We start from the raw sequence: 21,293 nt of genomic DNA, 5'->3' as shown, positions 1-21,293 counted from the left end.
TCCTCCTGTCCGAGGGGAGCGGGACGGTTAGGGCTGGGTGAGGGTGGCCAGGTAGGAGCGGGCCGCGGTCCAGGGCGTGAGTTCGACACCGAAGCCCTCCTGGGGGCCGCCGGTGGCGTGGACGAGTTTGCCGTGCAGGTAGACGGCGTCGCCGTCGCGGAACGCGCCGGTGTAGGCGCCCAGGTAGGACCGCATGTGGGTGATGCGAGGGGCGAAGGTTTCCGGGTCGTCGACGGTGGAGCCGATGACGGTGTCCACAGTGATCCCGTACAGGGCGGGCGTGGCCAGGCCGTGGGCGTGGTCGGTGACGGTGGCCAGCAGCTCGATCTCGCCGATCTCCTTGACGATCACGTCGGTGAAGGTCTTGTCGCCGTCGACCCGCAAGGGCTCGCAGTTGATGTGCGCGCCGGACGGGGTGAGGCCCTGGAGCTTGCGGGCCTCCTGGCGCATCAGGGCCGTGAAGGACGACCCGGCCATGTACTTGGCGCGGCGCAGGTATAGCCGGTGCAGGTCGTCGCCCTCGTAGGGGTGGATCAGGGCGCGGTCGGTGAACAGGTCGCGGGCGGCGGCGTACCCGTCCGGCCCATAGCAGACCAGGTCGATGTCGGAGCGGCCGTTGAAACAGCCGACGAGGAACGACCCGGTGACCCCGATCAGGTCGGCGGCTCCCGCGGTGTCGGCGGCGTCGATGATGGCCAGCAGGTCCCGGCCGGTCGCCGAATCCCGCACCAGGGCCGGATCGGCGAGGATCGCCGCCAGGGCCTGGCGGCAGGAGTAGTGGTGGACGACGTCGTCGCGCGGTACTCCGGTGATCACGCAGCCGACCGCGTCGGAGTAGACATAGCACTCGGGCCGGTCGGCGAGGATCCCGACCGCCTTGGACACCACGCTGTTGCAGCGGTAGGTGACGCCGAACAGGTGCCGGTCGCCGTGCGGGTCGGGGTGGTACTTGACGTACCCGAGGTAGTGGCTGCCGGGGTGGGAGTCCCCGATCACCTTGTAGATGATTCCCGCGCTGTCCAAGAGGTAGTCCCGGTCACGGATCGTTGGGGGCCGTGCTCTCGGACCGTCCGGCGAAGTGCTGGCGGAACTCGGCGAAGGAGGGGAAGGCGGCGGTGTCGACCGTCCCTGCGTGTTCATACTGCTCCAGACACTCGGTGAACAGGTGCCGGCGGTACAGCCACTTGCCCGCCTTGCCGTCGAGGGTGCTGTCGGGCGAGGCCTCGGCGGGGCGGGTGAGGGCGAGGAAGAACATGCTCTTGACGACCAGGAACTCCCCGAGGAAGCCGCTGGGCCGCTGGTCCAGCAGCGGGACGACCGCGTCGTCGACGGCCGTCAGGTAAGCGGCGCGTTGCACGGCCGTGGGGGAGTAGCGGCCCGTGCCACCGCGGAACACGATGATCTCCAGGGCCGGGACGACGTCATATCCGACCGGCGCCAGACCGTGGTGCTGCCAGTCGATCACCCCGGTGGGAAAGACGTTCGGCAGGCCGTAGTCCAGGCTGGAGGCGCACAGCGGCAGGCTCTCCAGCCTCCGCAGGGCGGACGTGATTACCGCGCGACGGTGCGGGGTGTCCAGGTCGGGGTTCTCCGCCCACACGTTCGCGGCGTATCCAGCCTTCTCTCCGAACTCGGCCAGCAACTTGGCGGAGGTGGCGACCGGGTGGGTGGCTTGGGCGCGCAGCAGCTCGGCCGACACCTTCGCGGCCGTCGCGGCGACCTCGGCGTCAAGCGCACCGCCGGCGGCCGCCAGGCGGTCGGCCATCTCGTGCAGCGACGAGCCAGGCAGCGCCTCCTCGACGAAGAAGGCCGTCCCGTCCTCGTTCTGTCCTTCGTCCAGCACTCGCGGGACGGGGTAGCCCAGGGCTTCGATGCGGCGCAGGAATGCTGCTTCGGCTAGGACGTCCGGCCCGGTCCGCTTGTAGCGGCGGCCGTCGCAGGACCGCCACACCGCACCGTCGCCTCCGGTCCGGTGCTGCACCATCTCCCACGTCTCGCCGGTCATGGCGTCTCCCTTTCGGCTGGTTCACCTGCGGCTTCGCGGCCGGGTCGTGACCGGAAGCGTAGGACGCGTGGCGCCGTCATCCGGGACGGTTTCGGGAAGGACGTGCGGGAGCAGCGCGGCGTCGGTCAGCCAGCGGGTGTCACCGGCCCTGAGCGCAGCCCGCACCCGCTCGACCGCGGCGGCGTCGGGCCGGTCCGGACGGGCCAGCAGGGCGCGACGCAAAAACCGAACCAGAGCGGGCAACTGGTCGCCCCGCACGCCGGAACGGGCGTGCAAGCTGTACAGCGGCAGGAACCACCCCCACAGCAACTCCCGCAGCTGCTCACCGCGCCCGACCTCCCCGTGCCGACGATGCGGCTCGTGGTGGTCGTACGGGATGAAGCCGTGCAGGCCGTAGCGCAGCCGCAGCCCGGGGGCGGCGCGGAACGGAGCGCCGTAGGCGGCGACATGAGCGATCGGGACGGCGGTCGCCGTCATCACCGCCGTCCCGGCGCCGATCTTCCGGGCGGCGGCCAGGACGGTGACGTGCACGCCGGCGCGGGGGTCCAGCACCAGGCCCGGCAGCCCGACGTCCTCCAGGCCGACGCCGTGAGCGCGGGTCCGCGACAGGATCAGCGGGTCGGGCACATGAGCGGCGACACCGATCAAATGGGCCGGTGGCCGGCAGGCCGTGGCGTGGAAGTCGTCCCGTCCGAGCGCGCGACCGGGACGGCGTGCGGTCAGAAGGGGCCGGGTGCAGGAGCGCAGAGTGGTGCTGCCGCAGGCGCGGCAGGTGCCGGCGGTCCCGGCCAGGTGACCGCAACTCACGCAGGTGGGGACCGCGAGCGGCTCGATCGCCAAGGTCCCCGCCGTCAGCCCGTGCTCGACTAGCTCCAGCGTCAGACGGACCACGTCCGGGTCGGTGTCGGTGAGCACTCCTGCTCCGGGCAGCCCGCCGTCGTACTTGTCGACGACCGCCGCGAGCTCGGCACCGGCACGGTCGGCAACTCCCCGGCGCGCCAGATCTCCGGCGAGGGTGACGGTGTTCCACAGATGCGGCACGGGCCCCACGTCAAGGAGCGCGTTGGCGGCCGCGGCAATCCGCATCCCCGTCGCCTTCCCCACGTCATCGGCCAGCGTGAAGTCGCCGTTCTGCACAGGACCGTTGAAGTAGGCGACCGTCTCGCGCGCCGTGGCCCCGTCCAGTGGGCGGGGCCGAAGTTGCGTCTTCATCGGTTCCTCCTCCCGAGCTCGCCTACTCAGGAAAGCCTTGGGCCAGGGCGGCTTCCAGAGCTGTGCGTATTGCGTCGTATTACGCCTATGGCGCCTTATTGCGGCGCCCGCCGCCGGAGGGGACTCTGTGGAGACCCGGTAGGCGCGCGATGTGGCGGAGGAGGTGGCCGGTGTATGGGACGACCTCGGAAGACGCCGATCAGCAACCCGAGTCTCGCCCGTGTCATCGACGAGACCCGCAAGACCTACGGAGCGATCGCGTCAGCGGTGAACAAGGTCGGAGCGGAAAACGGTGTCGCCCTGTCGTGTACGGGCGCGGCGCTTGGGCAATGGCTTAATGGGGCCGTTCCTGTGCCGGTGACGAGGGCCGCCGTGGTGGAGGCGCTCGCGCGGCTGGCGGACCGGCCGGACCTGTCCGCCACCGACCTGGGCTGGCCGGAGCCCGCCGTGCCCCCTGCAAACCCCTGGCGTGGAGATCCGGTCGCCATGGCCATCACCCTGGGGACTCACGACATGATGAACCGGCGCACCACCCTCACAACAGGCCTGTGGAGCATCGCCGCCGCAGCCGTACCCAAACTGCCCGGACACCTCATTACGACCCCCGTGCTGCGGCCCGGCGGGCGCCGGGCCGGCGCCAGCGACGTCGCCCGCATCCACTCGGCCTGCCAGATGTTCGGCGCCCTGGACGACCTGCACGGCGGCGGCCACGGCCGCGCCGCTGCCGCCGCCTACTACGTCACCGAGGTCGCGCCGCTCCTGCACGGCACCCCCGGTGGGCCGGTACGGCCCCGGCTCTTCAGCGCCGCGGCGGAGGTTCTGTACCTGCTCGGCTGGATGGCGGCAGACGACGGATGCGCTGGCCTGTCACAGCGGTACTACATCGGGGCCGTACGGCTGGCCGACGAGGCCGGCGACCACGAGATGCGCTCGGCCGCGTTCCGGTCACTGGCCGCCCAGGCCGTCGAACTCGGACACGCGGGCGCCGCACTGGCCCTCGCCTCCGCAGCCCAGGACAGCCTCCGGCCCGGCAGCACCGCCCGACGCCGCGCCTGGACCAACGGCATGGCCGGTGAGGCACAGGCCGCGACCGGCTTCAACCGGGCACGGGCCCGCCACCTGCTCCAGGCAGCCGAAAAGGACCTCAACCGCGCAGACTCCCTCGGTGACTCCCACAGCGTGGGCGGCTACCACCAGGAGAGCTACGAGCACCAGCAGGGCCTGGCGCTGACCCAGTGGGGCGACCACGTGGGAGCCGAGAAGCACTTCGCCGCCTCCGTCGCCACCCGCCGACCAACCGAGCGCAGGACCAGGGCCCTCATCGGCGTACGGCTCGCCGCCGCCCAACTCCACCAGCGCCACCCCGACGAAGCAGCCGCCACCATCATGAGCCTGCGCGACGACCTCACGGCCGTCCGCTCAGCACGCGTCGCGCACCAGGTCGCCCGGATCCGCACATCATGGGTGGCCTACCGATCCGAGGAACGGGTCCAGGAGGCCGAACACGCCCTCACTAACATCTACGGACGGACAGGTCGGCGGGCACGGCCCCCGAGGTAGCAAGCTCCTTCACCAGACTCAGCCAGATCCCCGGTGCACAGGAAGGCCAGGACCCCGCGTGGCCGTCACCGACGACGAAGCCCACTTCGCCTACCTAGCTGAGGGCAACGCCCGGCAGGCCCGCAAACGCGTTGCCGCCGATGTCCTGGTCCGCGACGAAGCGGGCCGGATCCTGCTGGTCAACCCCACCTACAAGGAGCATTGGGACCTTCCCGGTGGGATGGCGGAAAGTAACGAGCCGCCGCGTTCCGCCGTGCGCCGTGAGATCGCCGAAGAACTCGGCATCGACCTCGAACCCGGCGCCCTTCTCGTATTGGACTGGGTGGGTCCCCACGGCCCGTGGGACGACGAACTCGTCTTCATCTTCGACGGCGGGATCCTCATCGGCGCCGAACTCGCCGCCCTGCGCGTCGTTGATGGCGAAATCAGCGAGTTTGCGATGCTGGCACCACAAGAGGCTCACCGGCGCCTCCGCCCTGACATGGCCCAACGACTCCAACGGGCGCTCCGGGCTCTCCGCACCCACACGGTCGACTACAGCGAACACCCCGCCCGGCCCGCGACCGGGCACACGCCGGAGACACCGTGACGGGCGGCAGCTGGCTCTACCTCGCCGTCCTCGTCGTGGCCGCCTTTGCCGCCGCAGCAGCGATAGGCGGCGTCCCCACGACGTGGTTCGTACTGTGGCGCTCAGGAAAGAGTTGACAACTCCGCTGGAATGGCGGCGATACAGCGCAGCTCGCGTTCCCCTATTTCCTCAGTCTGAGGATGAGGGCATCGTCTTTGTCAGCCCCGGGGTAGGACTGGACGTCGGCGACCTTGTTCCAGCCCCAGCGTTCGTACATCCTGCGGGCGGGAGCGTCGGTGTTGGCGAGCAGGGTGGCGTAGGGCTCTGGGCGGTCTTCCAGCAAGGTGTTGATGAGGCGGTGGGCGAGGCCCCGGCCGCGGTGAGGGCTGGCGACTACGAGCTCGATGACGGCGAACTTGGGCGCCTGGACAACCTCGGCCGGTGGCATGGAGCCGGAAGCGTCGCGCCACCACCGACCTGCTTCGAAGGGCAGTCCGAAGCTGAAGCCTGCGAGATCGCCGTCGGGGCTGCGGGCGGCAATGAGAGAGAAGCCATCGCGTTTGGCTTGGCTGGTGGTGCGTTCTGTGAATCCTTCGAGGCTGAACATCGGGTGCGGCTTGTAGGGCGGATCGGCGTAGGCGGGGACGTAGACGGTGGCGATCTCGTCCAGCATGGCGAGGGTGGCGGAGCCGTCGTGCTTGGTGAAGGTGTAGTCGGCGCCGTTAGGCATGGGGGGGCTCTCCGATCAGGCTGAGCGCGATGCGCCGGGTCTGGAAGGCGTCATCGCCGGGGACGGTGCGCAGCGTCCCTGCGAAGTCGCGGACCTTGTCGGTGATGCGGGCGCTGGTCATCTGGGTCAGCAGCGGCAGATTCTCGTGGAAGACATCGATCGCGTGCTTGCCGTTGCCCGACCGCGCGAGAGCCTCGGCGTGAGTGAGGCGGTAGTAGGCGCGGTTGCGTGGGGGCATCGAGGCGGTGGTGTCCTCCAACAGATCGGCGGCTTCCGCATGGCGGCCAAGGAAGGTCTGGCCGATCGCTTCGAGACCGTGCATCTCCTCCTCACCGAAGAAGCGGAACCATTCGCTGGGGTCGGTCTGGCCGGTAGACATGCCCAGGAGATCCCAGGCTTCGCCTTTGAACCGTTCGTACGCGTGTGCGTCTCGGAGGCGCGCGTGGCCGAGCGAGAGACGCATGGACAACAGCGCCCGCAGTTGAGGGTCGGCTCGTGAGCCTGCGTCGATGGCTCCTTGGGCGGCTGCGACGGCCTTGGCAGGGTGGTTCAGGGACCGGCTCACCATGGCAAGGATGTTGAGTACCTGGAGCCGCAGCCCGACGTCGCTCGCGCAGTGTGCCGCGTACAGGCCGTCCTTGAGGAGGTTCTCCGCACGGTCGAGGTCGCCGCGCTCGTAGGCGAACCATGCGGCAGCAGTGGTGACCTGGCCGACCACTGAGTACACGAAGGGCTCATCGGATGGCTTGAGGGTGACTTGCCTGAGCTGTGCGAGCAGGCTCGACAATCGAGCTTCGGCCAGTTCAACAAGGGCGGCCCCGCCGTGCTTGGCGTCCAGGGCGTACAGGTCGGCAACGGCATCGGCGGGACGGTCGAGACCGGTCACGATGTCGACGTCAGCCCCCGAGGTACTCGCTGACCGGCCGATCAACGGGATTGTGAGGCCAGCGAGTACCAGCTTGGTGGAGAATTCGCGGCGGTTCACGTGGTTTGCCGTACCCGTTCCTTGAGATCCCTGATCGCCGCGGTCCTCGGAGAGGTGGCTGAGTCCTTTCGGAGTGAGGCCAGCGAGGGTTCGAGGGGCTCCGAGCCCATCCACGATCTTGAGCGCGGTCTCGATCGTCTGCCCACCGCTGCGCCCCGCCATGAGCCTCGATATCGAGCCTTGGGACATTCCGGTCTGCGAGGCGATGGCGCTCTGTGTTGCCTTGGTGTGGTTGTGGACGGCGACCAGGAGGGTTGACCAGTCCCATCGGGCCAAGGCTCTGCTGATGGGATCAGAGAACCAGAACTCCACTGGGAGCTGAATTTCGGGCGGTTTGGGGGCAAGGCGTGCGGCGGTGATGCAGGGGCCACAGATCTCTCCCTGGGTGTAGCGGCTCAGCGGTGTTCCACAGCGAGTGCACGTTCTCTTCGTCGTGCTCATGTTGTGGCCTTCCCGGTCGGCGGCACCCCAGCTATTCATCGCTGCATCACCGACGGCTGTTTCCGATGCAGTGCTGATGTGGTTGCGCAGCGTGATCAAGTGAAGTCTTGGGGCACCCGCGAAGCCGCGACCCGGAGGACACAGTGAGGTTCCGACACGAGCCCCGTCACCGAGTGTCCTTCGACCGTGCCCAAGCGGCGCCGATGGAAACGCCGGGAGAAGCATCATGCTTCAGCGCCGAAGCCGCCATGACGAGTTTGGACATGTTGCGGATGGCGCTGCACCGCCTGGATCCGACGTTGTACGCCCGCCTGGACCGCCTCAGCGGAGGCTGTCCACGCCTGCTCGTCGGTGACGGTCTTCAACGATGGGTCACCGTGAGACCGCCTCTTGAGGACCAGGCCGCAGCCGTCTTCCAGTGGGAACGGTCGGGCGCACAGATCGCGCCGGTGGTGATGCCGGAAAGAGCGGCTGCCGCGATCAGAGCGGAGCTGACCCGCACGAAGGAAGGCCCATGCCGATGAACGAAACCCAGGTCGACTCGTCCGCGCTCGCACCTGGTCAGGCCGTGGATCAGGCGTTCGAGGTCGCCCGGGCCGCCTACGAAGAGGCCATGCGTGACCACGGTCTCCTGAACAGCACGATTGCGTTGATCAGCGGCTACGCCGCCGACAACATCGCGGCGCTGCGCATGGAAGACGCCTCCTAGCTCCGCCCAGGGGACCGCTGGCGACTCGTGGTTCATTCCGCAAGCTGCCGTGGCCCGGACGCTGAGCTCGCGCGTTCGGGTCACGGCCACCACTCAGCGTCCCCAAGCGGACATCCGCGCAACGTTCGACGTGGTCCGCGACACCCAAGGTCCCTCTGGACACCGACGCCGCCCACCTCCTCCTTTGCACTGCGGGCCGGAGGAGCTGGGCCTTCGACGGCGAACGCGGACTGCTTCGTATTCGCTTCAGGGCCTTCACTCGAACCAAGAGATGCAACCAGAGGCAGAGGAGAAAGAATGGATACAACAACGTGGAGATACAGCACCGCGGCCGAGTGGCTGCACGACTCAGGCCCTATGCGGTGGCGGCGCACCTACCGCGGTGAACTGCAAGAGGTGTCGAAAGTGCGTCGGCTTGCCCGGATGATGTTCGCTGGGGACGAATGCGCCGACGTGGTCGAGTTTGCTGTCGCGGAGTTGGCGGCCAATACCCTCCGGCATACACGCTCAGGCGAGGAGGGCGGCTGGTTCGGCGTTGAGCTGGCCTACGGGGATCCCGTCTATGTCGGGGTGACCGACCTGGGCGGTGGCGGCATTCCCGCGGTTCGGCAGGTTGACGAAAGGCAGGAGAGCGGACGCGGCCTGTACATGGTTTCGCAGCTGGCGCTCGCGATGGGCATCCACGGGAGTCCTGCCCTCGGACATACCGTGTGGGTGGACCTCAATCGCCGCCAGACCCTGGAGACCTTGGGCGAACTCAGCATTCCGCTGGCGTCCTAGGGAGGGACCAGCCTGTCCATATCAGGCTGGTCCCCGGAGGCCAGGATAGAGGAACAGACCGGAGAACCCCTCCCATTACGCCGATTCGGGCGTAATGGGAGGGGTCTTCTTGCGTAGATTGCGGTGTGGGTTGCTCAGTATCCCCGCCAGGGCGGCGGCGACCGGACATGGGAGGAAGGGGGCAGCCGGAACTCGCTTCGTCTGGGCATTTTGAAGGCGAGAACCAGGGCCAGTGGCCAGCCCAGGACGGTTGCGCAGCAGAGGATGTTGAACAGGAGTACGAAGGAGATCGCTTCGGCGCGTCTGATCACGGCGATCCAGGTGGGGAGGAGCGGGAGCGTCACGACGCCGACGATGATGAGGAAGGCGAGTGAGAGGCCGGCGTTTCCGGTGGGGAGCTGCATGGTCATGGTCTCCGTCCTGATCAGAGGTTGCGTCGGCGGTTGCGGTCTGGGGTCGGGCCCGGCTTCCGGCGGGACGGGGCATGCTCGGCCGGTCGGGCTGTGGACACGGCGAGGGCTTCGTCGATGGTGAAGGGGAAGCCTCTGTCCGCGAGTTCGCCTTCAGGGGTGGCGATTCCGCTGCCGGTGCGGCGGGGTGGTTCGAGCGGGACGGCCCTGGTGATGGCCTCCTCAGGGAGGTTGGTCGCGACCTCGAGCATGGTGCGCAGTTCGATGGGATTCGGGTCGTGCCCCTTCTCCCGGGCTTGGGTGCGGAGGTCGGCGGCGATCTGCTGAGCGCGTGCGTCCTGTTGAGCGGTGTTCAGATCAGCACGGGTGGGGCCGTGAGGATTGGCGGCCCAGGTGGCTCCTGTCCCTTGGGCGAGGGCCGGGCGTATGGGCGCGGGTTGGCCGGAGCGAGTGTTGGGGGCCTTGGCGAAGTAGGGAGCTGCTCCCAACATTGCGTCCGGCCGGCTCTCGCCTTCGCGGCGTAGCTCGTCGTAGCGCTGCATGGCGTACGGGTGGAGGACGCGGAGGCGGGCTTCGCATTTGTCAGCGGCCGACCGTGCTGACTTCGAGCTGTCGATGTGAGGGAGCGCCGCGGCCCAGGCCTGCCCGACGTCATAGAGATTGGACTGGCTCAGCCACTCTCGATCGTGGGCGGGCGTCCATCGTGTCCGTGCTTCCTCGCGCGCGGCGCGAAGGGCTGCACGTTCCCTTTCGGCAGCGGCTTCGTCCTGCGCGCGGCGAGCCTCTTCTAACCGGCGGATGATGGCGTTGCATACCTGTACGCCCATCACTGCGGCCATGGCGAACTGGCTGAGGCGCTGGCCGCCGAGGGTGAGGCCCTCAGTGAACGGATCGGGATGGTTCTCACTCACGGCTGGTCTCCTGTCGTTTGGGCGGGTTAGCGGGTGTGCCGTCTCGGCCCGGGATAGGGGTCTGAAGTGGCGGAGCGGCGCCTGTGCCTGGGGGTGGGTGCGGCTGGGACATCTGGGCTGATCACGTCGGCGACCAAAGCAGTGACGGTGTCGATGGGAACGCCGGTTGATGTGGCGACGCGGGGGACCTGGCGGGTGATCTGCTCTTGGGGCATCTGGGCGATGAGGGTGGCGGCGGCGCGGGCGGCCGTCACCTGCTGCTCGGCGTGGTCGAGCGTTCCGCCGAACCGCTCGATCTGCGCGTCGATGACCAGGTCAGCCAGTGGAGTCACCGACCGTAATGCTTCGCGTACCCTCATGGACCCTTGGTAACGCAGGATGTCGGCAGGGTCCTGGTCTTTGGGGAGAACTACCGCGTCGATTGGCCCCTTGACCTGCTGGAGTGTCTTCCAGGCGCGTAGCATCGCGCGCTGTCCGGCCGTGTCTCCGTCCAGCGCGAGCACCAGGCCGACGGTGTCGAGGTCGGCGAGATCGCGCAGGCTCGCGAGGTGTTCGGCGGTGAAAGCAGTGCCGCAGGGCGCAACCGGGACGAGGCCGTCCGGGGCAGCTGCGGTGACGGCCATGACGTCCAGCGGGCCTTCGACCAGCAGCGGGCGTGCTCCAGCGTTCAGCTGCTCCCGGCCTTCGTGGAGGCCGAAGAGGAGCCGGCCCTTGTTGAACAGGCTGCTGGTGGGAGTGTTGATGTACTTGGGACCGCGGCCGGCGTCGGGGCGGCGGCCGACGAAACCCATCACCGTGCCATCTGGTGTGCGGAGCGGGAAGACGAGCCGATCAGCGAACAGTGGTCGCCGGCGGTTGCCGATGTCACGGGTGAGCCCGGCATCGTGGAGGGCGGAGTCGGTGAACCCGAGTGCCGCGAGGTGTTCCACCATGCCCTCAGCGGGCGCGTATCCGATCGCCCATGCGTCCAGGTCGACTGCAGTGATGCCGCGTTCGGACAGGTAGCCCGGGACCCAGCTGTTGGACAGGCGGGTGCGGAAGTATTCATGTGCGCTGGCGAGGGCATCGACCAAGTCTTCGTGTTTGGATGCGGCTGCCGCTTTGGGTGTTGTGGCTCGCGTTGCAGGACGGTCCGCGTGCGCCGGGAACGCGGACTCCAAGCGACGGGAGATCTGCTGGGCAGTGCGGACGATCTGCGTGGCCGTACTGCTGACCGCAGCCAGAGAAGGCGAGCGAGGGTCGGTCCCGGCCCATGAGTCGACGGGCGGAAACGGTATCTCGCCGGTGTCGGCTCCGAGCTGGGACAGAGTGAGGTGGGCGATCGAGTCGGCGCGGACGCGACGGACACCGCGGCAGAGCGCTTGAAGATCAGGGTCGGGTTGCTCGCCGCGTTGGAGGACGTGGCTGAGCTGGTGGGCCAGGACGGACAGGGCCAGCTCGTCGCCGAGTTCACCCGGGAGGACGATTCGGCGGTCGGGACGTCCTAGATAGGGCCAGCTTCCTCGGTCGACGTAGATGCCCAGGTCGGCGGTCACCCGCAGGAGTCGTTCGAGGGCGTCGGAGGCAGGAGTGGGCTGAGTGGGCGGGGCGCTGTCCAGCGTTGGGCCGTCGGTCTGGGTGATGTCGAAGACGGAGTAGGGGATGTTCCGGCGGGAGACCAGGCGGATGCCGCGCTCACCTTTGCGGACCTGGCGCCCACGGCTCTGCCAGTCGTTGTAGGTGCGGATTTCTGTTGCTGTGGCGCGTTGTGCGCCGATCAGCAAGGTGTTGCTGAACCCGAATCGTCCGTGCCTGGCAGCCAGGTCTAGCCAGGCCGTCCAGGCGAGTCGTCCGTCCAGGAGCTGCTGGGTTTGGTGAGCGGCGATGCCTCGCAGGACGGCGAGCTGGCTCCGTCGCTCGGCGTGGGCCTGGTCGATGCTGGCACTGGACTCGGTGCCGCCGTCCTGCGTGGGCGGGGTGAAGTCGGCTGAGGTCATCGCTGCTGGTGGTCCAGCATCCAGATGAGCAGGCGGGCGATGGACTGGACATCGCTGGTCGGGCCGAGGAGACGTCCGTGGGCGGTGACGAAGGCGAAGGTCCCGTCACTGCCTCCGCACATCACCGTCTCGTGCCATCCGTTCTTGTGGACGCGTAGCCGCCAGATGCGGCTGCGGGGCCGGGTGAGGCGTGTCCGGACGCCGAGGGTTGTCAGCACAGTGCGCAGTCGGTGCAGAGCGACTTCGCGGGCCCTCTGGTCGGGGTCGAGCTGGACGCGGCTCCTGGGGCCGGGGACGGTCTGGTGGGTGGCGGGCAACGAGGCGGATGCGGTCATGGACGTCCTCCCAGTGCTTGATCGTTAATGTGATTCGATCTCATTAACTAAAGTTGTTGGATCTTCGACAATGCACGTTCGGTAAATCGATGTCAACCATGAGCGACGACCTGAATGAGCTGTCGTCTTCGCGTTACGGCTCTGTCCTGGTGGCCGTGGGACCAGCGCTGGCGAGCTGGCGGAGCTCGGCGAGGCGCTCGTTGGAGATGCTGAAGCCCAGCTTCCGTAGCTGCTGCCCGAGCTCGGTGCGACTCAGCACGCGTCCCTCGGCGAGGCCATCGCGCAGGACGTGCCGTGCCGCGAGAAGCAGTTCAGGATTGAGCCAGTCCGGGGTCGGCGGTTCGAGCTCTGGTGAAGCCTGGGCTGGAACGGCCGCCTCGGGCGGCTCGTGGTTGACGGCGAGCAGGCGGAGGTTCAGGCGTTCGGGAAGTGGGGCGCGCCAACGCCACGCGAGCCGCCCATATCGCTGTTGGAGCCGTCCGACCTCGATGAGGCGGCGGTGCTCCAAGTCGAGTGCCTCCCGGTAGGAGGTGATGTGCCACAGGGCCATCTGCCTCCACAACAGCACTGTGGACAGCGGTGCCAGGAGCCACCGCAAGGTGGGGATGGGCTCGGGGCGCGTGCCAGTGGCGAGCCCGACCCGACGCCGGATGAGATGGCGGATGCCCTCGATGGCGGTGATGAACAGGGTGGGCATCGCGGCGTGCATGAGGCTTCCGGCGGGGTCGCCGCGCGCCGCCGCGACGTTGACCGCGACCGTGGCGGCGATGTATCCCCAGGCGACCCAGCGGAGCATGGGCCAGGGCATGCCCAGGTACTCCATCAGCAGGTCCCAGGCGAGCAGCACCAGGATTCCCACGTCCATACCGACCGGGACGATCCAGGCGTGTCCGCCGAACCACGGTTCGGCCATCATGCGGACCGTGGTGAACGACCCGATCGCGCCGAGGAACGCCAAGGCGACGATCAGCGGGGCGAGTATTCCGGCGACGATCCGGACGGCTCGAACCTGCTCAGCGGCCGGTAACTCGGCCGGAACGGGGCGTTCGGCGGGATGTGCGATCGAGGTCGCAGCGGTCGGGGCGTCAGACATGCCCCTCCTCTCAGAGGCGTGGTGACGGCCGCCGGGGATCGGCGGGCTGGTGGATTGGAGTCGGAGGAGGCGGGCCCATGTGGAAGGCCCCGTCGGCGAGTAACGGCAATGGGCAGTCGGCGCTGGCCAGGGAGGAAGGGGAAGGCAAAGCCGCACTGCGCAGCGCGAGGGTCATTTGCGGGTCGAGAGCAGGGGCGATCTCGCCGAAGAAGCCGGAGAGGCGAGCGACGGCTTCGCGCCCGTCGGCGTAGTTGGCGGGGTAGTTGTGGCGGAGCTTGGCGATCTCCACCGGACTGCCGTGGTTCCTCGGGCCGACGTAGGCGCGTTCCGGCTTGATGTTGTGGATGCTCAGGGCGCGGGCCAGGTCGTTGATGGCGTGGCGGTGTTGGGCGGCGATCTGGTTGCAGGCGCCGAGGGTCGTGATGACGGTGAGGCCGATCCTGGCGACATCGGACAGAGCCGGTGCGAGCAGCGCGGGATCGGTGGCCGTGGGCGGCGTGCGGTGGCCCGGTTTCCAGGTCGGATCGGTGCGGCTGAGCCGTCCGAGGCGGAGGACCAGGTCGCTCGCATCCCTGGCTGGGCCGATCTCGGGGTCGCGGAGCCCGGCGGTCAGCTCGTTCCAGGTTCGGGCGATGCTCCGCCATCGCCTGCTCATGAGGCTCATCGTCTTGATCACGGGCCACAGCTGATCGGCGGCTTGGGAGCCTTCGAGGGTCTCCAGGCGGAGGCGGAGCAGGCAGACCAGGCGGTGGTCGAGCTCGTGGGTGATGGTGGCGGCACGGGCGAGGTACCGCCAGGTGGTCACCGAGCTCTCGGCCTGGGTGGCGTCCAGTCGGCGGACGCTGGTGTCGATACCGGCCAGGAGTTGATCGCGATCCTCATGCGTCTCGGGACGGATCCGGTCAGGGATCTTGGGCAGGGAAACGGCTTGGAGGCCCGTTTCGTGGTTGTGGGCGGCCATACCGGTCAGCGCTGCCGCCCGCAGCAGGAACTGGCCCGCCGGGCGTGGGGTGGGACCGGTTCTGAGAGCCAGCTGCCCGGCGGTGGCGGCGTGGTCGCTGATCAGGCGGAACAGTTGGCCTGCGGTGTCGGGCGCGGAGATGACGGACGCGACGGATGTCGGCTGCCGACTGCTCTCTGGGGACGGCAGGTGGGTGAACAGCAGGTCGAGGCCGCAGCCGAGTGCCGCCGCGGACGCTCGCAGGTTCTGCGCCAGGGACGTGTCCTGCTCCGCGTCGGATGTGGGCCTGTCCAGGTAGGCCGTCGCGTGGCGCAGGGACGCACCGGCCTGGCGGGCGATATCTCGGGTGCTCGCCCCGTCGTCGCTGGGGAGGCCGAAGCCATGGGCGATGCGGTCGGTGTAGCGCGTCAGGACCTGGGCCAGCCGCCCCAGCTCGGTGATCGAGCCGGGGCGGCTGGCCTGGACGGCGATGTCCGGACGGCGCAGGGCCTCGTGGACCTCGGACCGATGGCGGTCGGCGACCGCCGCCAACTGCCCGAACGTCGCCACGCCCGACTGGCCGCTACTCGAACTGCTCACGCAGCCGTCCCACGTACCGGGCCGCATCCAGGCAGGCCAGTACGTCACTGGCATCTGAGCTGGTCTCGGCCAAGCCGATCAGGGTCGCGCACGCGCGGGCGGCGGTTGTGGCGATCTGGTCCAAGGCGGCCGTGAGGTCGTCCGCGGTCATGTCGGCCACCGCAGCGGCCATTGTCTGCGCGCGAGAGATGGCTGTGGACGGCAGGGACGGGGCGACTCGTAGGGCGCCGAGGGCGTCACTGGCCTCGCCCTCGGCGAATCCAAGGCGGATGTAGCCGTCCGGTGTCTGGTCGATGGCCCTGGTGATGAGCGCTTTGGCGCGGGAGAGCTCGGCGTAGACCGCTTCGAGGACGGATGCCGGTTCGGGCTTGGTCGCGGTGAAATTCATGTTGATCCCTTCGGGTGGGTGGTGTTGTCGTGTGATGCGAGACGCGCGGGGTGCTCTTGGAGCGGGACGGCGGCGCGCAGCTGCCGCACCCGTTCGTTGATCTGCGGTTGGAGGTTGGTGAGGAGCTCGTGCGAGGTGCTGCCACTCCAGGCGGTCAGCGCCTTCAGCACGCGGTCGTAGGTCTGCGTCCAGGCGGCCTCAGCGGAGCCGAGATGCAGGTGCGCCCATGCGTCGATCAACTCGGCCTCGGCCTGGTCCACAGTGACGGCGGCCCGGAACATCCCCTTGACCGGCGGGAACGACCCCACGGGTTCCAGGGAGACGGCGTGCTCATGGTGGACGTACGGAAGCCCTGGGACTCTGACCAGGTACGACGGGTCTTCTTTGTGGGCGTCGTCGATGCCGCTGATGATGCCGCGCCGGTGGGGACTGTGGCGTAGCTGGACGGCGTCTCCGATCGCGTACCGGCGGGCGGCTGCGATCTCGTCAGCGTAGGTTTCGTGTCCTGCGACAGCGGCTTCCGTGAAGTCTACGCCGTTCGCGGACGCGAAGTGCTCCAGGTCACAGAGCAGCGCCGACGTCAGCGTCTGCACGTAGGTGCGCTCGCCGGGCACCGCGGACGGCCCGTCGCCGAACATGCGGCGTTCGTAGGTGCGGAGCGCCTCGGTCACGGCGCCGATGCGCTGGACTGCCGGGTCGTCGCCGGATCCGGCAGTGATGGAAGCGGGGACGGTGTTCATGCGACCTTCTTCAACGCGGCGTGGGCACGTCCGGCATGGTGGACGGCGGACAGGCAGGCGACCCGATCAGCAGGAACGGTGGCCCTGTTGGCTGCCTTGAGGAGGGTCTGGCTCACCAGGAGCACCAGCGACGAGACCTGGGCTGCAAGTTCGGGCGGAGGAGAGCCGCCGGGGTCACTCCAGGTCGGCGCGTCGGAAAGGGCCCACCAAGCGTCGATGGCGGCTTCGAACGCCTCGTTGCAGTCTGTCCGGAGGTGCTCGGGGGCGGTTTCGGCGAGGAGAGCGGTGGCACGCTCGACGGTCTCCAGGCCGTAGAACGCGGCAGTGAGCAGCGCGGGCAAGGTGTCGGCCCTGTGGATCTGGCTGGTGACGAAGCTGATGTGGTCGTCCATTGGACTCCGTTCGGGTTGCGTGAAGGGCTAGCGAGGGCCGTGGGCGAGGGAGCGGTGCAGCTCGGTTGTCAGGGCCTGGGCCCGCACCATCGCCTTGAGCACGTACAGGGCATCCGCGGTGTCCGCGGCCTGTTGGGCGGTGACCAGGAGTGCCTCGGTCAGGGCCTCGGCCAGGTCGATGAGTCGGCTGGTCACGGTGGCCAGATCGTGAATGGCCAGCGCGACGGTCGGCGGCGGAGTGGTCAGCGGCCAGGCGATGGACGGCGCCCCGGCGAGGTCGGCGCGGGCTTGGGCCGCGTGCTGGTGGATGGCGGCCCAGCGGGGCGGCGGGTCGGGCGCGTCCAGGAACCCGAGCTCTTGGACGGCGTTTTCGAGCAACTCCAATGCGGAATAGGCGGCGGCGAGACGACCATGCAGCGGCTGCCGGACGGCGAGTGCATCGATGGCGCGGGCGATCAGCGGCAAGGACAACAGGGACTCCTGGTCAGCGGTGCGGGCCGGAACGGGACTGCCGAGTCGGCGGCTGCCCGGGGGCGGGCATCGGCTTGGGAGGTGCCGTGAGGTCGGGGTTCGGGTCGCCGCGGTCGGCGGCGGCGAGCTGGGCCGGGTTCTGCCACGCGGAGGCGGCACCGGGCTTGATGAGCACGCGGTACGCGGACTCGACCTTGGGAGCGAGCAGGGTGTCGAGCCGGTCGCTGGACAGCTGCGTCCAGTCGACGAGTGCGTTGAAGAGGGCGTTCAGGTTCCCGACGTCGTCTGGGTGCGGGTGCTGGCCACGTCCTTCTGCTTGCAGCATCTGAACGCAGGACCCGATGACCGCCTGTTCTGCATCGAGTGGGGAACGGACGTCCCCCTCGGTGGTCTCCACGGGACCGAACTGTGGGGCGGAGCGCAGCTCGGTCTCGAGGTAGGAGCGTGCGCGAACGTCTCCGGGACTGCGGACCTGATACACCGGCTGTCCGTCTTTGGCGTCGGAGATACCGGTGACCACTCCGCGTCCGGGCAGGGCCGATCGCTGGGCCTGCTCTGCGGCTTTGCCGACCAGCTCGACGCAGGCGCCGGGGGTGAAGCGGCCTTCTTCGGCGCGTTCATCGGCGAACGTCAGCCGGGCGGACTCCAGGGCATGGTCGAAGTCCACGCCCTGGAGTGAGCAGTAGTGCATCAGGTCGGTGAGAAGGTCACTGACCTCCCCCTCTCCGGGGAGCTGGCGGAGAGGCAGGGCGTCGGAGGTCTCCCCGTACGACTCCAGGAGTTCCTGGGCGTTCTTGGCGGCGGAGAGATTGTCGTTGTTTTCGGGCATGAGGAAGCTCCTGTCAGGGTCTGGGTTCGTGCTCCGGCGGGACGGAGTCCAGCCGGAGACGGCTTGAGTGACGTGAAGGTCAGGGGCGGGGATTGCGCGCCGATGGCAGAGGAGGGGCGTAGCCGAGCCTCGCCGGAAGGGGCTTCCCCCGTCGGGACGGTCGAGTGGGCAGGGAGATCGCTTGCCGCGACTTGGGCGGCGCTGTGGGGCGGTGAGGAGAGGGCCAACGCAGCTGCGGCTCGAACGATCCGCTCCCTCAGTGCTTCCGAGACGCGTTGGGCGGGGACACCAGCCCACTGGCCCAGCGCGATCGCGATCACGGTTCGATCAGCCAGATCGCGAGGGGCGGGGTCACGCCCCTTCTGCAACGTGCGTGCCCAGGTGTCGACGAGCCTCTGTTCTGCTTCTGAAGGCCGAACCACGGCACCCTTCCCCAGGCTGACGCCGGGGAACGCCTTGGTGCTGCGCAGGCACGCGCGCGGGAGCCGCATCGGCGTTGGCACACCGGGGAACGTGACGGAGTACTCGACAGACCCGTTGTCCGCGTGGTGGATGGCCGAGACGAAACCGCGGGTGGGCGGCAGCGCCGCAGTTCGAGGGATGGTCTCGACGGCGTCGTCCACCCGCAGGTACCCAGCGGGCGGGCGGTCGAGCTCAGGTGCGTTGGTAGGAGCGTTCAGGCTGGCCAGCGCGGCGACGTGCTCGGAGTCGATGGTGATGTGGTGGTGTTCGGCGTAGGCGGCAAGATCCTGCAACAGAGAGTTCACCGTCATACGGGTGAGGGCCCGGCTGTCGCGAAACGAACGTCCCTCGGGGAGCACCGCCAAGGTGCGGTCATAGGCGTCCAGGGCGGCTTCGGCGCGCGTGAGAGGGCCGTCCTTCATGCGCTCGCCTGGCCGTCGGGCCGTGGTGCCGGTTCGCCCCACCAGCGCAGCGGGGCAGGCTCGGTGCGGGCCTGATGCGGTTCGAGGTGTTCGTCCTCGGTGCACTGGTAGAAGGGGCCGCGGGCTCCGAGCAGGATGGGCAGCTGGGGGTCGAGGTGGTCGCGGTACCAGAGACCGATGCCGGTCGCTCCCTGAAGGCGGCAAGCCTCCCAGGACTGCCACAAAGCGGTCAGCCGGGAGATCGCCTCAGCGTGGCGCCACCACTGGGCGCACCACCGGAACTCACCGCCGAGCGTGCGGCGGTACATCGGAACGAAGTACTCGGTGACCCACGTGGCCACCGACGGGTGGAACGGCTTGGCGACGCGGTCTACGGCGCGCGCGGGATCGGTGTGCTTGGCGACGGCTCCCGTCGCCGGGTGTTCGGATTCGGACACAGCAGGTACTCCAGGGTCGCAGCGTTCATGGGACGTGCTCCTTTCGTGGGTTCGGGCAGAGAACGTGCAGGTGTAGAGGAAGTTCAGTCGTCAGAGGTGAGGTCGGTCCTCCTCCGGTGGTGATCGCGGGCGGCGTTGGTGATGGAGGTGTCGGCGTTTTTGATCGCGGCGTTGATGTCGGTTGCGTGCGGGCCGCGGTACCAGGGGCGTAGCTGGATGAGGGCGGGGCGGGTGCCGGTGGCGAGCAGGAGTGCGGTTCCGGCGGGTAGGGCGCGGATGTCGGCGGCCTCGAGGATTTCCTGTCGGCGCAGGGAGATCTGCTCGGAGGCTCGGCCCTCGTTGTAGGTGATGGAGCGGATGGGGACGTCGTGTTGGCCGATGAGGGTGGCCAGGTCGCGGGTGAGCCTGGGGGAGTCGATGCCGGCGCCGATGAGTTTGCGGGTGGCGGCGCCCCAGAGCGCGGCCATGCCGGGTTCGCCCCAGACGGTGACGCCTTGTTCGTAGGACTGGAGGATGGTGACGGGGACGATTCCGCGTGATCCGAGGTGGGAGTAGAGCTGGGGGAGGTCGGCGATGCGGCAGATGTTGGCCGCTTCGTCCAGGACGACGACCATGGGTGGGTCGAGTCGTCCGCCGGATTGTTCGGCGCGGCGTTCGGCGGCGCGCATGGCGGTGTCGGTGAGCGCGGCGATCAGCGGGGCCGCGGCGCTGAGCGATTTGGAGAGTAGGTAGAGGGTGTCGTGGGAGGCGGCGAAGGCGTCCGGGGCGAACACGGGGAGTTCGTGCTGTGGGGTGACCCAGGCGAGGATCTCCTGGTCGCGGAGGCATTTCGCGGCGGTGCGGGCGGTCTGGTAGATCCCGTCGCGGGTCTCGACGGCGCCGTTCTGTGTGCCCTTCAACGAGGACGCCATCAGGTGGAATCCAGCCTGTTGAAGCAGCTCGATCGGGGTGGGGACGGCGGGCTCGTCCAACCACTGCGCGATGTGGTGCATTGTGCGGTCGGAGGTGGCGGCTGCCAGGAGCAGCGCGCACAGCAGGTCTTGCGCGGCCGGTCCCCAGAGGTCCTTCTTTTGGCCGTCGTCGACGGTGAGGACGAAATGCCCGGCCAGCCGGTGGGCGTCCTCGACGGTGGCCAGGTCCGCGAGCGGGTTCCACCACCATTCCTGGGGCTGGTAGGTGATGCGTTGAGGGTCCCATAGCCAGGTCTTCCCGCCGGTCTTGGCCGCGCGGACGGTCGCGATCGCCGACCACAGATCAGCCTTGTTACTGGTGGCGATCACGGCGCCAGGCGCCGACAGGACATGCGGGATCGACTGGGTGGTCGTCTTGCCCGAGCGTGGAGCCATGAACGCGACCACGGTGTCCTCCCAGGAGCTGAACAACGTGGCCCCTGTCTCCCCACTGGGCTTGAGGACATCACCCATCACGAGACCGATGTCATCGCGTGGCAGGTCGGCAGGCGGACGGCCAGTCAACGAACGCCGCAGCGCGACGGCGCGCGAGGCGGTCGCGTCTGGCGCGAGGCCTCTCACGTCCGCCCGCTCAACGAGCGCGGCGACCGGATCTCCGGGGAGGGTGAGGCGTGCGGCGATGCGCTGCCACACGACCCACACCACAGCGCCGATCGCGGCGACGAGCACGGCGAGGAGCGCCAGGACCAGGATCGTGGACGTCCCGGACCACATCCGGGACGTTTGGCCTCGGGCGAGCGCGAGTGCGAAGTCAACACCGAACGGCATCACCTGCCCGCTGGTCAGCGCGGCGGCGAGGCGGGCGGCGGCCCACAGCGACCACAGGCATCCGATCGGGAGCCAGCACGCGATCAGTACCATCCAGCCGCCCGCCGCGTGCGAGGCCCAGATCGAGGCGCGTGGTCCAAGGGCCCGGGTCATGCCGT

The 21,293-nt window shown here is 68.8% G+C and carries 22 protein-coding genes; 4 read left to right on the top strand and 18 right to left on the bottom strand.

Translation table 11 applies throughout. The annotated features are described in order from the left end of the window. Positions 1–27: 27 nt before the first annotated feature. The 3 genes from P696_RS0137650 to P696_RS50780 are packed head-to-tail and all read right to left on the bottom strand — an operon-like array spanning position 28 to position 3,217. On the bottom strand, positions 28–1,023 hold the full coding sequence (locus P696_RS0137650) for a hypothetical protein (protein WP_026416361.1): 996 nt from the start codon (positions 1,021–1,023) through the stop codon (positions 28–30). Between the two features lie 13 nt (positions 1,024–1,036). Next, positions 1,037–2,005 carry a phosphotransferase gene (locus P696_RS50785; RefSeq protein WP_051468750.1) on the bottom strand — a complete coding sequence of 323 codons (969 nt, stop codon included), beginning with the start codon at positions 2,003–2,005 and terminating at the stop codon, positions 1,037–1,039. A 21-nt stretch (positions 2,006–2,026) separates the two neighbouring features. Beyond that, positions 2,027–3,217 (bottom strand): hypothetical protein, encoded by a 1,191-nt coding sequence (locus tag P696_RS50780; protein ID WP_064744262.1) that lies wholly within the window; start codon positions 3,215–3,217, stop codon positions 2,027–2,029. Positions 3,218–3,391: 174 nt separating this feature from the next. On the opposite strand from P696_RS50780, the gene P696_RS56595 reads away from it, so the two are divergent. Together P696_RS56595 and P696_RS0137630 are read left to right on the top strand one after the other, a co-directional pair. Then, positions 3,392–4,777, top strand: a complete 1,386-nt coding sequence (locus P696_RS56595; protein ID WP_245627965.1) for an NsdA family TPR-like regulatory protein — start codon at positions 3,392–3,394, stop codon at positions 4,775–4,777. 58 nt (positions 4,778–4,835) lie between these two features. Continuing rightward, entirely contained in the window at positions 4,836–5,366 is a 531-nt protein-coding gene (locus tag P696_RS0137630; protein WP_026416360.1) for an NUDIX domain-containing protein, read from the top strand. Between the two features lie 160 nt (positions 5,367–5,526). Here P696_RS0137630 and P696_RS50770 read toward each other — a convergent pair whose 3' ends face one another. Beyond that, positions 5,527–6,075: a GNAT family N-acetyltransferase gene (locus P696_RS50770; RefSeq protein ID WP_051468749.1), complete on the bottom strand. Its 549-nt coding sequence runs from the start codon at positions 6,073–6,075 to the stop codon at positions 5,527–5,529. Continuing rightward, entirely contained in the window at positions 6,068–7,600 is a 1,533-nt protein-coding gene (locus tag P696_RS0137620; RefSeq protein WP_157430157.1) for a helix-turn-helix domain-containing protein, read from the bottom strand. The genes P696_RS50770 and P696_RS0137620 overlap by 8 nt, the downstream gene beginning before the upstream one ends. A 415-nt stretch (positions 7,601–8,015) precedes the next feature. Between P696_RS0137620 and P696_RS0137610 the strand changes: the two genes are divergently transcribed. Beyond that, the gene (locus P696_RS0137610) at positions 8,016–8,210 is read left to right on the top strand and encodes a hypothetical protein (protein WP_026416357.1); all 195 of its coding nucleotides are present in this window, start codon (positions 8,016–8,018) and stop codon (positions 8,208–8,210) included. Positions 8,211–8,507: 297 nt separating this feature from the next. Next, complete coding sequence (locus P696_RS53370) at positions 8,508–8,990, top strand: ATP-binding protein (RefSeq protein WP_051468747.1); 483 nt, start codon at positions 8,508–8,510, stop codon at positions 8,988–8,990. 134 nt (positions 8,991–9,124) lie between these two features. Here P696_RS53370 and P696_RS0137600 read toward each other — a convergent pair whose 3' ends face one another. The 13 genes from P696_RS0137600 to P696_RS50750 form a co-directional block, all read right to left on the bottom strand. Beyond that, complete coding sequence (locus P696_RS0137600; protein ID WP_026416356.1) at positions 9,125–9,400, bottom strand: hypothetical protein; 276 nt, start codon at positions 9,398–9,400, stop codon at positions 9,125–9,127. 14 nt (positions 9,401–9,414) lie between these two features. Next, positions 9,415–10,311, bottom strand: coding sequence for a hypothetical protein (locus P696_RS56590; protein ID WP_157430155.1), 897 nt, complete (start codon positions 10,309–10,311; stop codon positions 9,415–9,417). Between the two features lie 26 nt (positions 10,312–10,337). After that, positions 10,338–12,287 (bottom strand): toprim domain-containing protein, encoded by a 1,950-nt coding sequence (locus P696_RS0137590; protein ID WP_026416354.1) that lies wholly within the window; start codon positions 12,285–12,287, stop codon positions 10,338–10,340. Further along, complete coding sequence (locus P696_RS0137585; protein ID WP_026416353.1) at positions 12,284–12,622, bottom strand: hypothetical protein; 339 nt, start codon at positions 12,620–12,622, stop codon at positions 12,284–12,286. The genes P696_RS0137590 and P696_RS0137585 overlap by 4 nt, the downstream gene beginning before the upstream one ends. Before the next feature lie 133 nt (positions 12,623–12,755). Then, positions 12,756–13,715, bottom strand: a complete 960-nt coding sequence (locus tag P696_RS53365) for a DUF2637 domain-containing protein (RefSeq protein ID WP_051468745.1) — start codon at positions 13,713–13,715, stop codon at positions 12,756–12,758. 10 nt (positions 13,716–13,725) lie between these two features. After that, positions 13,726–15,255: a hypothetical protein gene (locus tag P696_RS0137575; protein ID WP_157430154.1), complete on the bottom strand. Its 1,530-nt coding sequence runs from the start codon at positions 15,253–15,255 to the stop codon at positions 13,726–13,728. Then, the gene (locus P696_RS0137570) at positions 15,239–15,643 is read right to left on the bottom strand and encodes a hypothetical protein (RefSeq protein WP_026416351.1); all 405 of its coding nucleotides are present in this window, start codon (positions 15,641–15,643) and stop codon (positions 15,239–15,241) included. Before P696_RS0137570 ends, P696_RS0137575 begins: the two co-directional genes overlap by 17 nt. Further along, positions 15,640–16,383 carry a hypothetical protein gene (locus tag P696_RS0137565; RefSeq protein WP_026416350.1) on the bottom strand — a complete coding sequence of 248 codons (744 nt, stop codon included), beginning with the start codon at positions 16,381–16,383 and terminating at the stop codon, positions 15,640–15,642. The genes P696_RS0137570 and P696_RS0137565 overlap by 4 nt, the downstream gene beginning before the upstream one ends. Then, entirely contained in the window at positions 16,380–16,775 is a 396-nt protein-coding gene (locus tag P696_RS0137560; RefSeq protein WP_026416349.1) for a hypothetical protein, read from the bottom strand. Before P696_RS0137560 ends, P696_RS0137565 begins: the two co-directional genes overlap by 4 nt. Before the next feature lie 27 nt (positions 16,776–16,802). Then, positions 16,803–17,246, bottom strand: a complete 444-nt coding sequence (locus P696_RS0137555) for a hypothetical protein (RefSeq protein WP_026416348.1) — start codon at positions 17,244–17,246, stop codon at positions 16,803–16,805. A 13-nt stretch (positions 17,247–17,259) separates the two neighbouring features. Beyond that, complete coding sequence (locus tag P696_RS0137550; RefSeq protein ID WP_026416347.1) at positions 17,260–18,075, bottom strand: hypothetical protein; 816 nt, start codon at positions 18,073–18,075, stop codon at positions 17,260–17,262. A gap of 880 nt (positions 18,076–18,955) precedes the next feature. After that, positions 18,956–19,396 carry a DUF4913 domain-containing protein gene (locus P696_RS50755; RefSeq protein WP_051468743.1) on the bottom strand — a complete coding sequence of 147 codons (441 nt, stop codon included), beginning with the start codon at positions 19,394–19,396 and terminating at the stop codon, positions 18,956–18,958. Between the two features lie 83 nt (positions 19,397–19,479). Further along, positions 19,480–21,288, bottom strand: a complete 1,809-nt coding sequence (locus P696_RS50750; protein ID WP_051468741.1) for a type IV secretory system conjugative DNA transfer family protein — start codon at positions 21,286–21,288, stop codon at positions 19,480–19,482. Between the last annotated feature and the right edge of the window lie 5 nt (positions 21,289–21,293).

The organism is Actinomadura oligospora ATCC 43269, assembly GCF_000518265.1.
Lineage (GTDB): Bacteria > Actinomycetota > Actinomycetes > Streptosporangiales > Streptosporangiaceae > Spirillospora > Spirillospora oligospora.
The sequence above is the reverse complement of the archived record's forward strand: the minus strand, read 5'-3'. Positions and strand labels throughout refer to the sequence as shown.

Bases quoted from the DNA above. Each gene is read 5' to 3' on its own strand.
- P696_RS0137565 (WP_026416350.1), bottom strand. From the start codon at position 16,383: ATGAACACCGTCCCCGCTTCCATCACTGCCGGATCCGGCGACGACCCG.
- P696_RS50770 (WP_051468749.1), bottom strand. From the start codon at position 6,075: ATGCCTAACGGCGCCGACTACACCTTCACCAAGCACGACGGCTCCGCC.
- P696_RS56595 (WP_245627965.1), top strand. From the start codon at position 3,392: ATGGGACGACCTCGGAAGACGCCGATCAGCAACCCGAGTCTCGCCCGT.
- P696_RS0137550 (WP_026416347.1), bottom strand. From the start codon at position 18,075: ATGCCCGAAAACAACGACAATCTCTCCGCCGCCAAGAACGCCCAGGAA.
- P696_RS50780 (WP_064744262.1), bottom strand. From the start codon at position 3,217: ATGAAGACGCAACTTCGGCCCCGCCCACTGGACGGGGCCACGGCGCGC.
- P696_RS0137560 (WP_026416349.1), bottom strand. From the start codon at position 16,775: ATGGACGACCACATCAGCTTCGTCACCAGCCAGATCCACAGGGCCGAC.
- P696_RS0137585 (WP_026416353.1), bottom strand. From the start codon at position 12,622: ATGACCGCATCCGCCTCGTTGCCCGCCACCCACCAGACCGTCCCCGGC.
- P696_RS0137590 (WP_026416354.1), bottom strand. From the start codon at position 12,287: ATGACCTCAGCCGACTTCACCCCGCCCACGCAGGACGGCGGCACCGAG.
- P696_RS50750 (WP_051468741.1), bottom strand. From the start codon at position 21,288: ATGACCCGGGCCCTTGGACCACGCGCCTCGATCTGGGCCTCGCACGCG.
- P696_RS0137570 (WP_026416351.1), bottom strand. From the start codon at position 15,643: ATGAATTTCACCGCGACCAAGCCCGAACCGGCATCCGTCCTCGAAGCG.
- P696_RS0137600 (WP_026416356.1), bottom strand. From the start codon at position 9,400: ATGACCATGCAGCTCCCCACCGGAAACGCCGGCCTCTCACTCGCCTTC.
- P696_RS53370 (WP_051468747.1), top strand. From the start codon at position 8,508: ATGGATACAACAACGTGGAGATACAGCACCGCGGCCGAGTGGCTGCAC.
- P696_RS0137610 (WP_026416357.1), top strand. From the start codon at position 8,016: ATGCCGATGAACGAAACCCAGGTCGACTCGTCCGCGCTCGCACCTGGT.
- P696_RS53365 (WP_051468745.1), bottom strand. From the start codon at position 13,715: ATGTCTGACGCCCCGACCGCTGCGACCTCGATCGCACATCCCGCCGAA.
- P696_RS50785 (WP_051468750.1), bottom strand. From the start codon at position 2,005: ATGACCGGCGAGACGTGGGAGATGGTGCAGCACCGGACCGGAGGCGAC.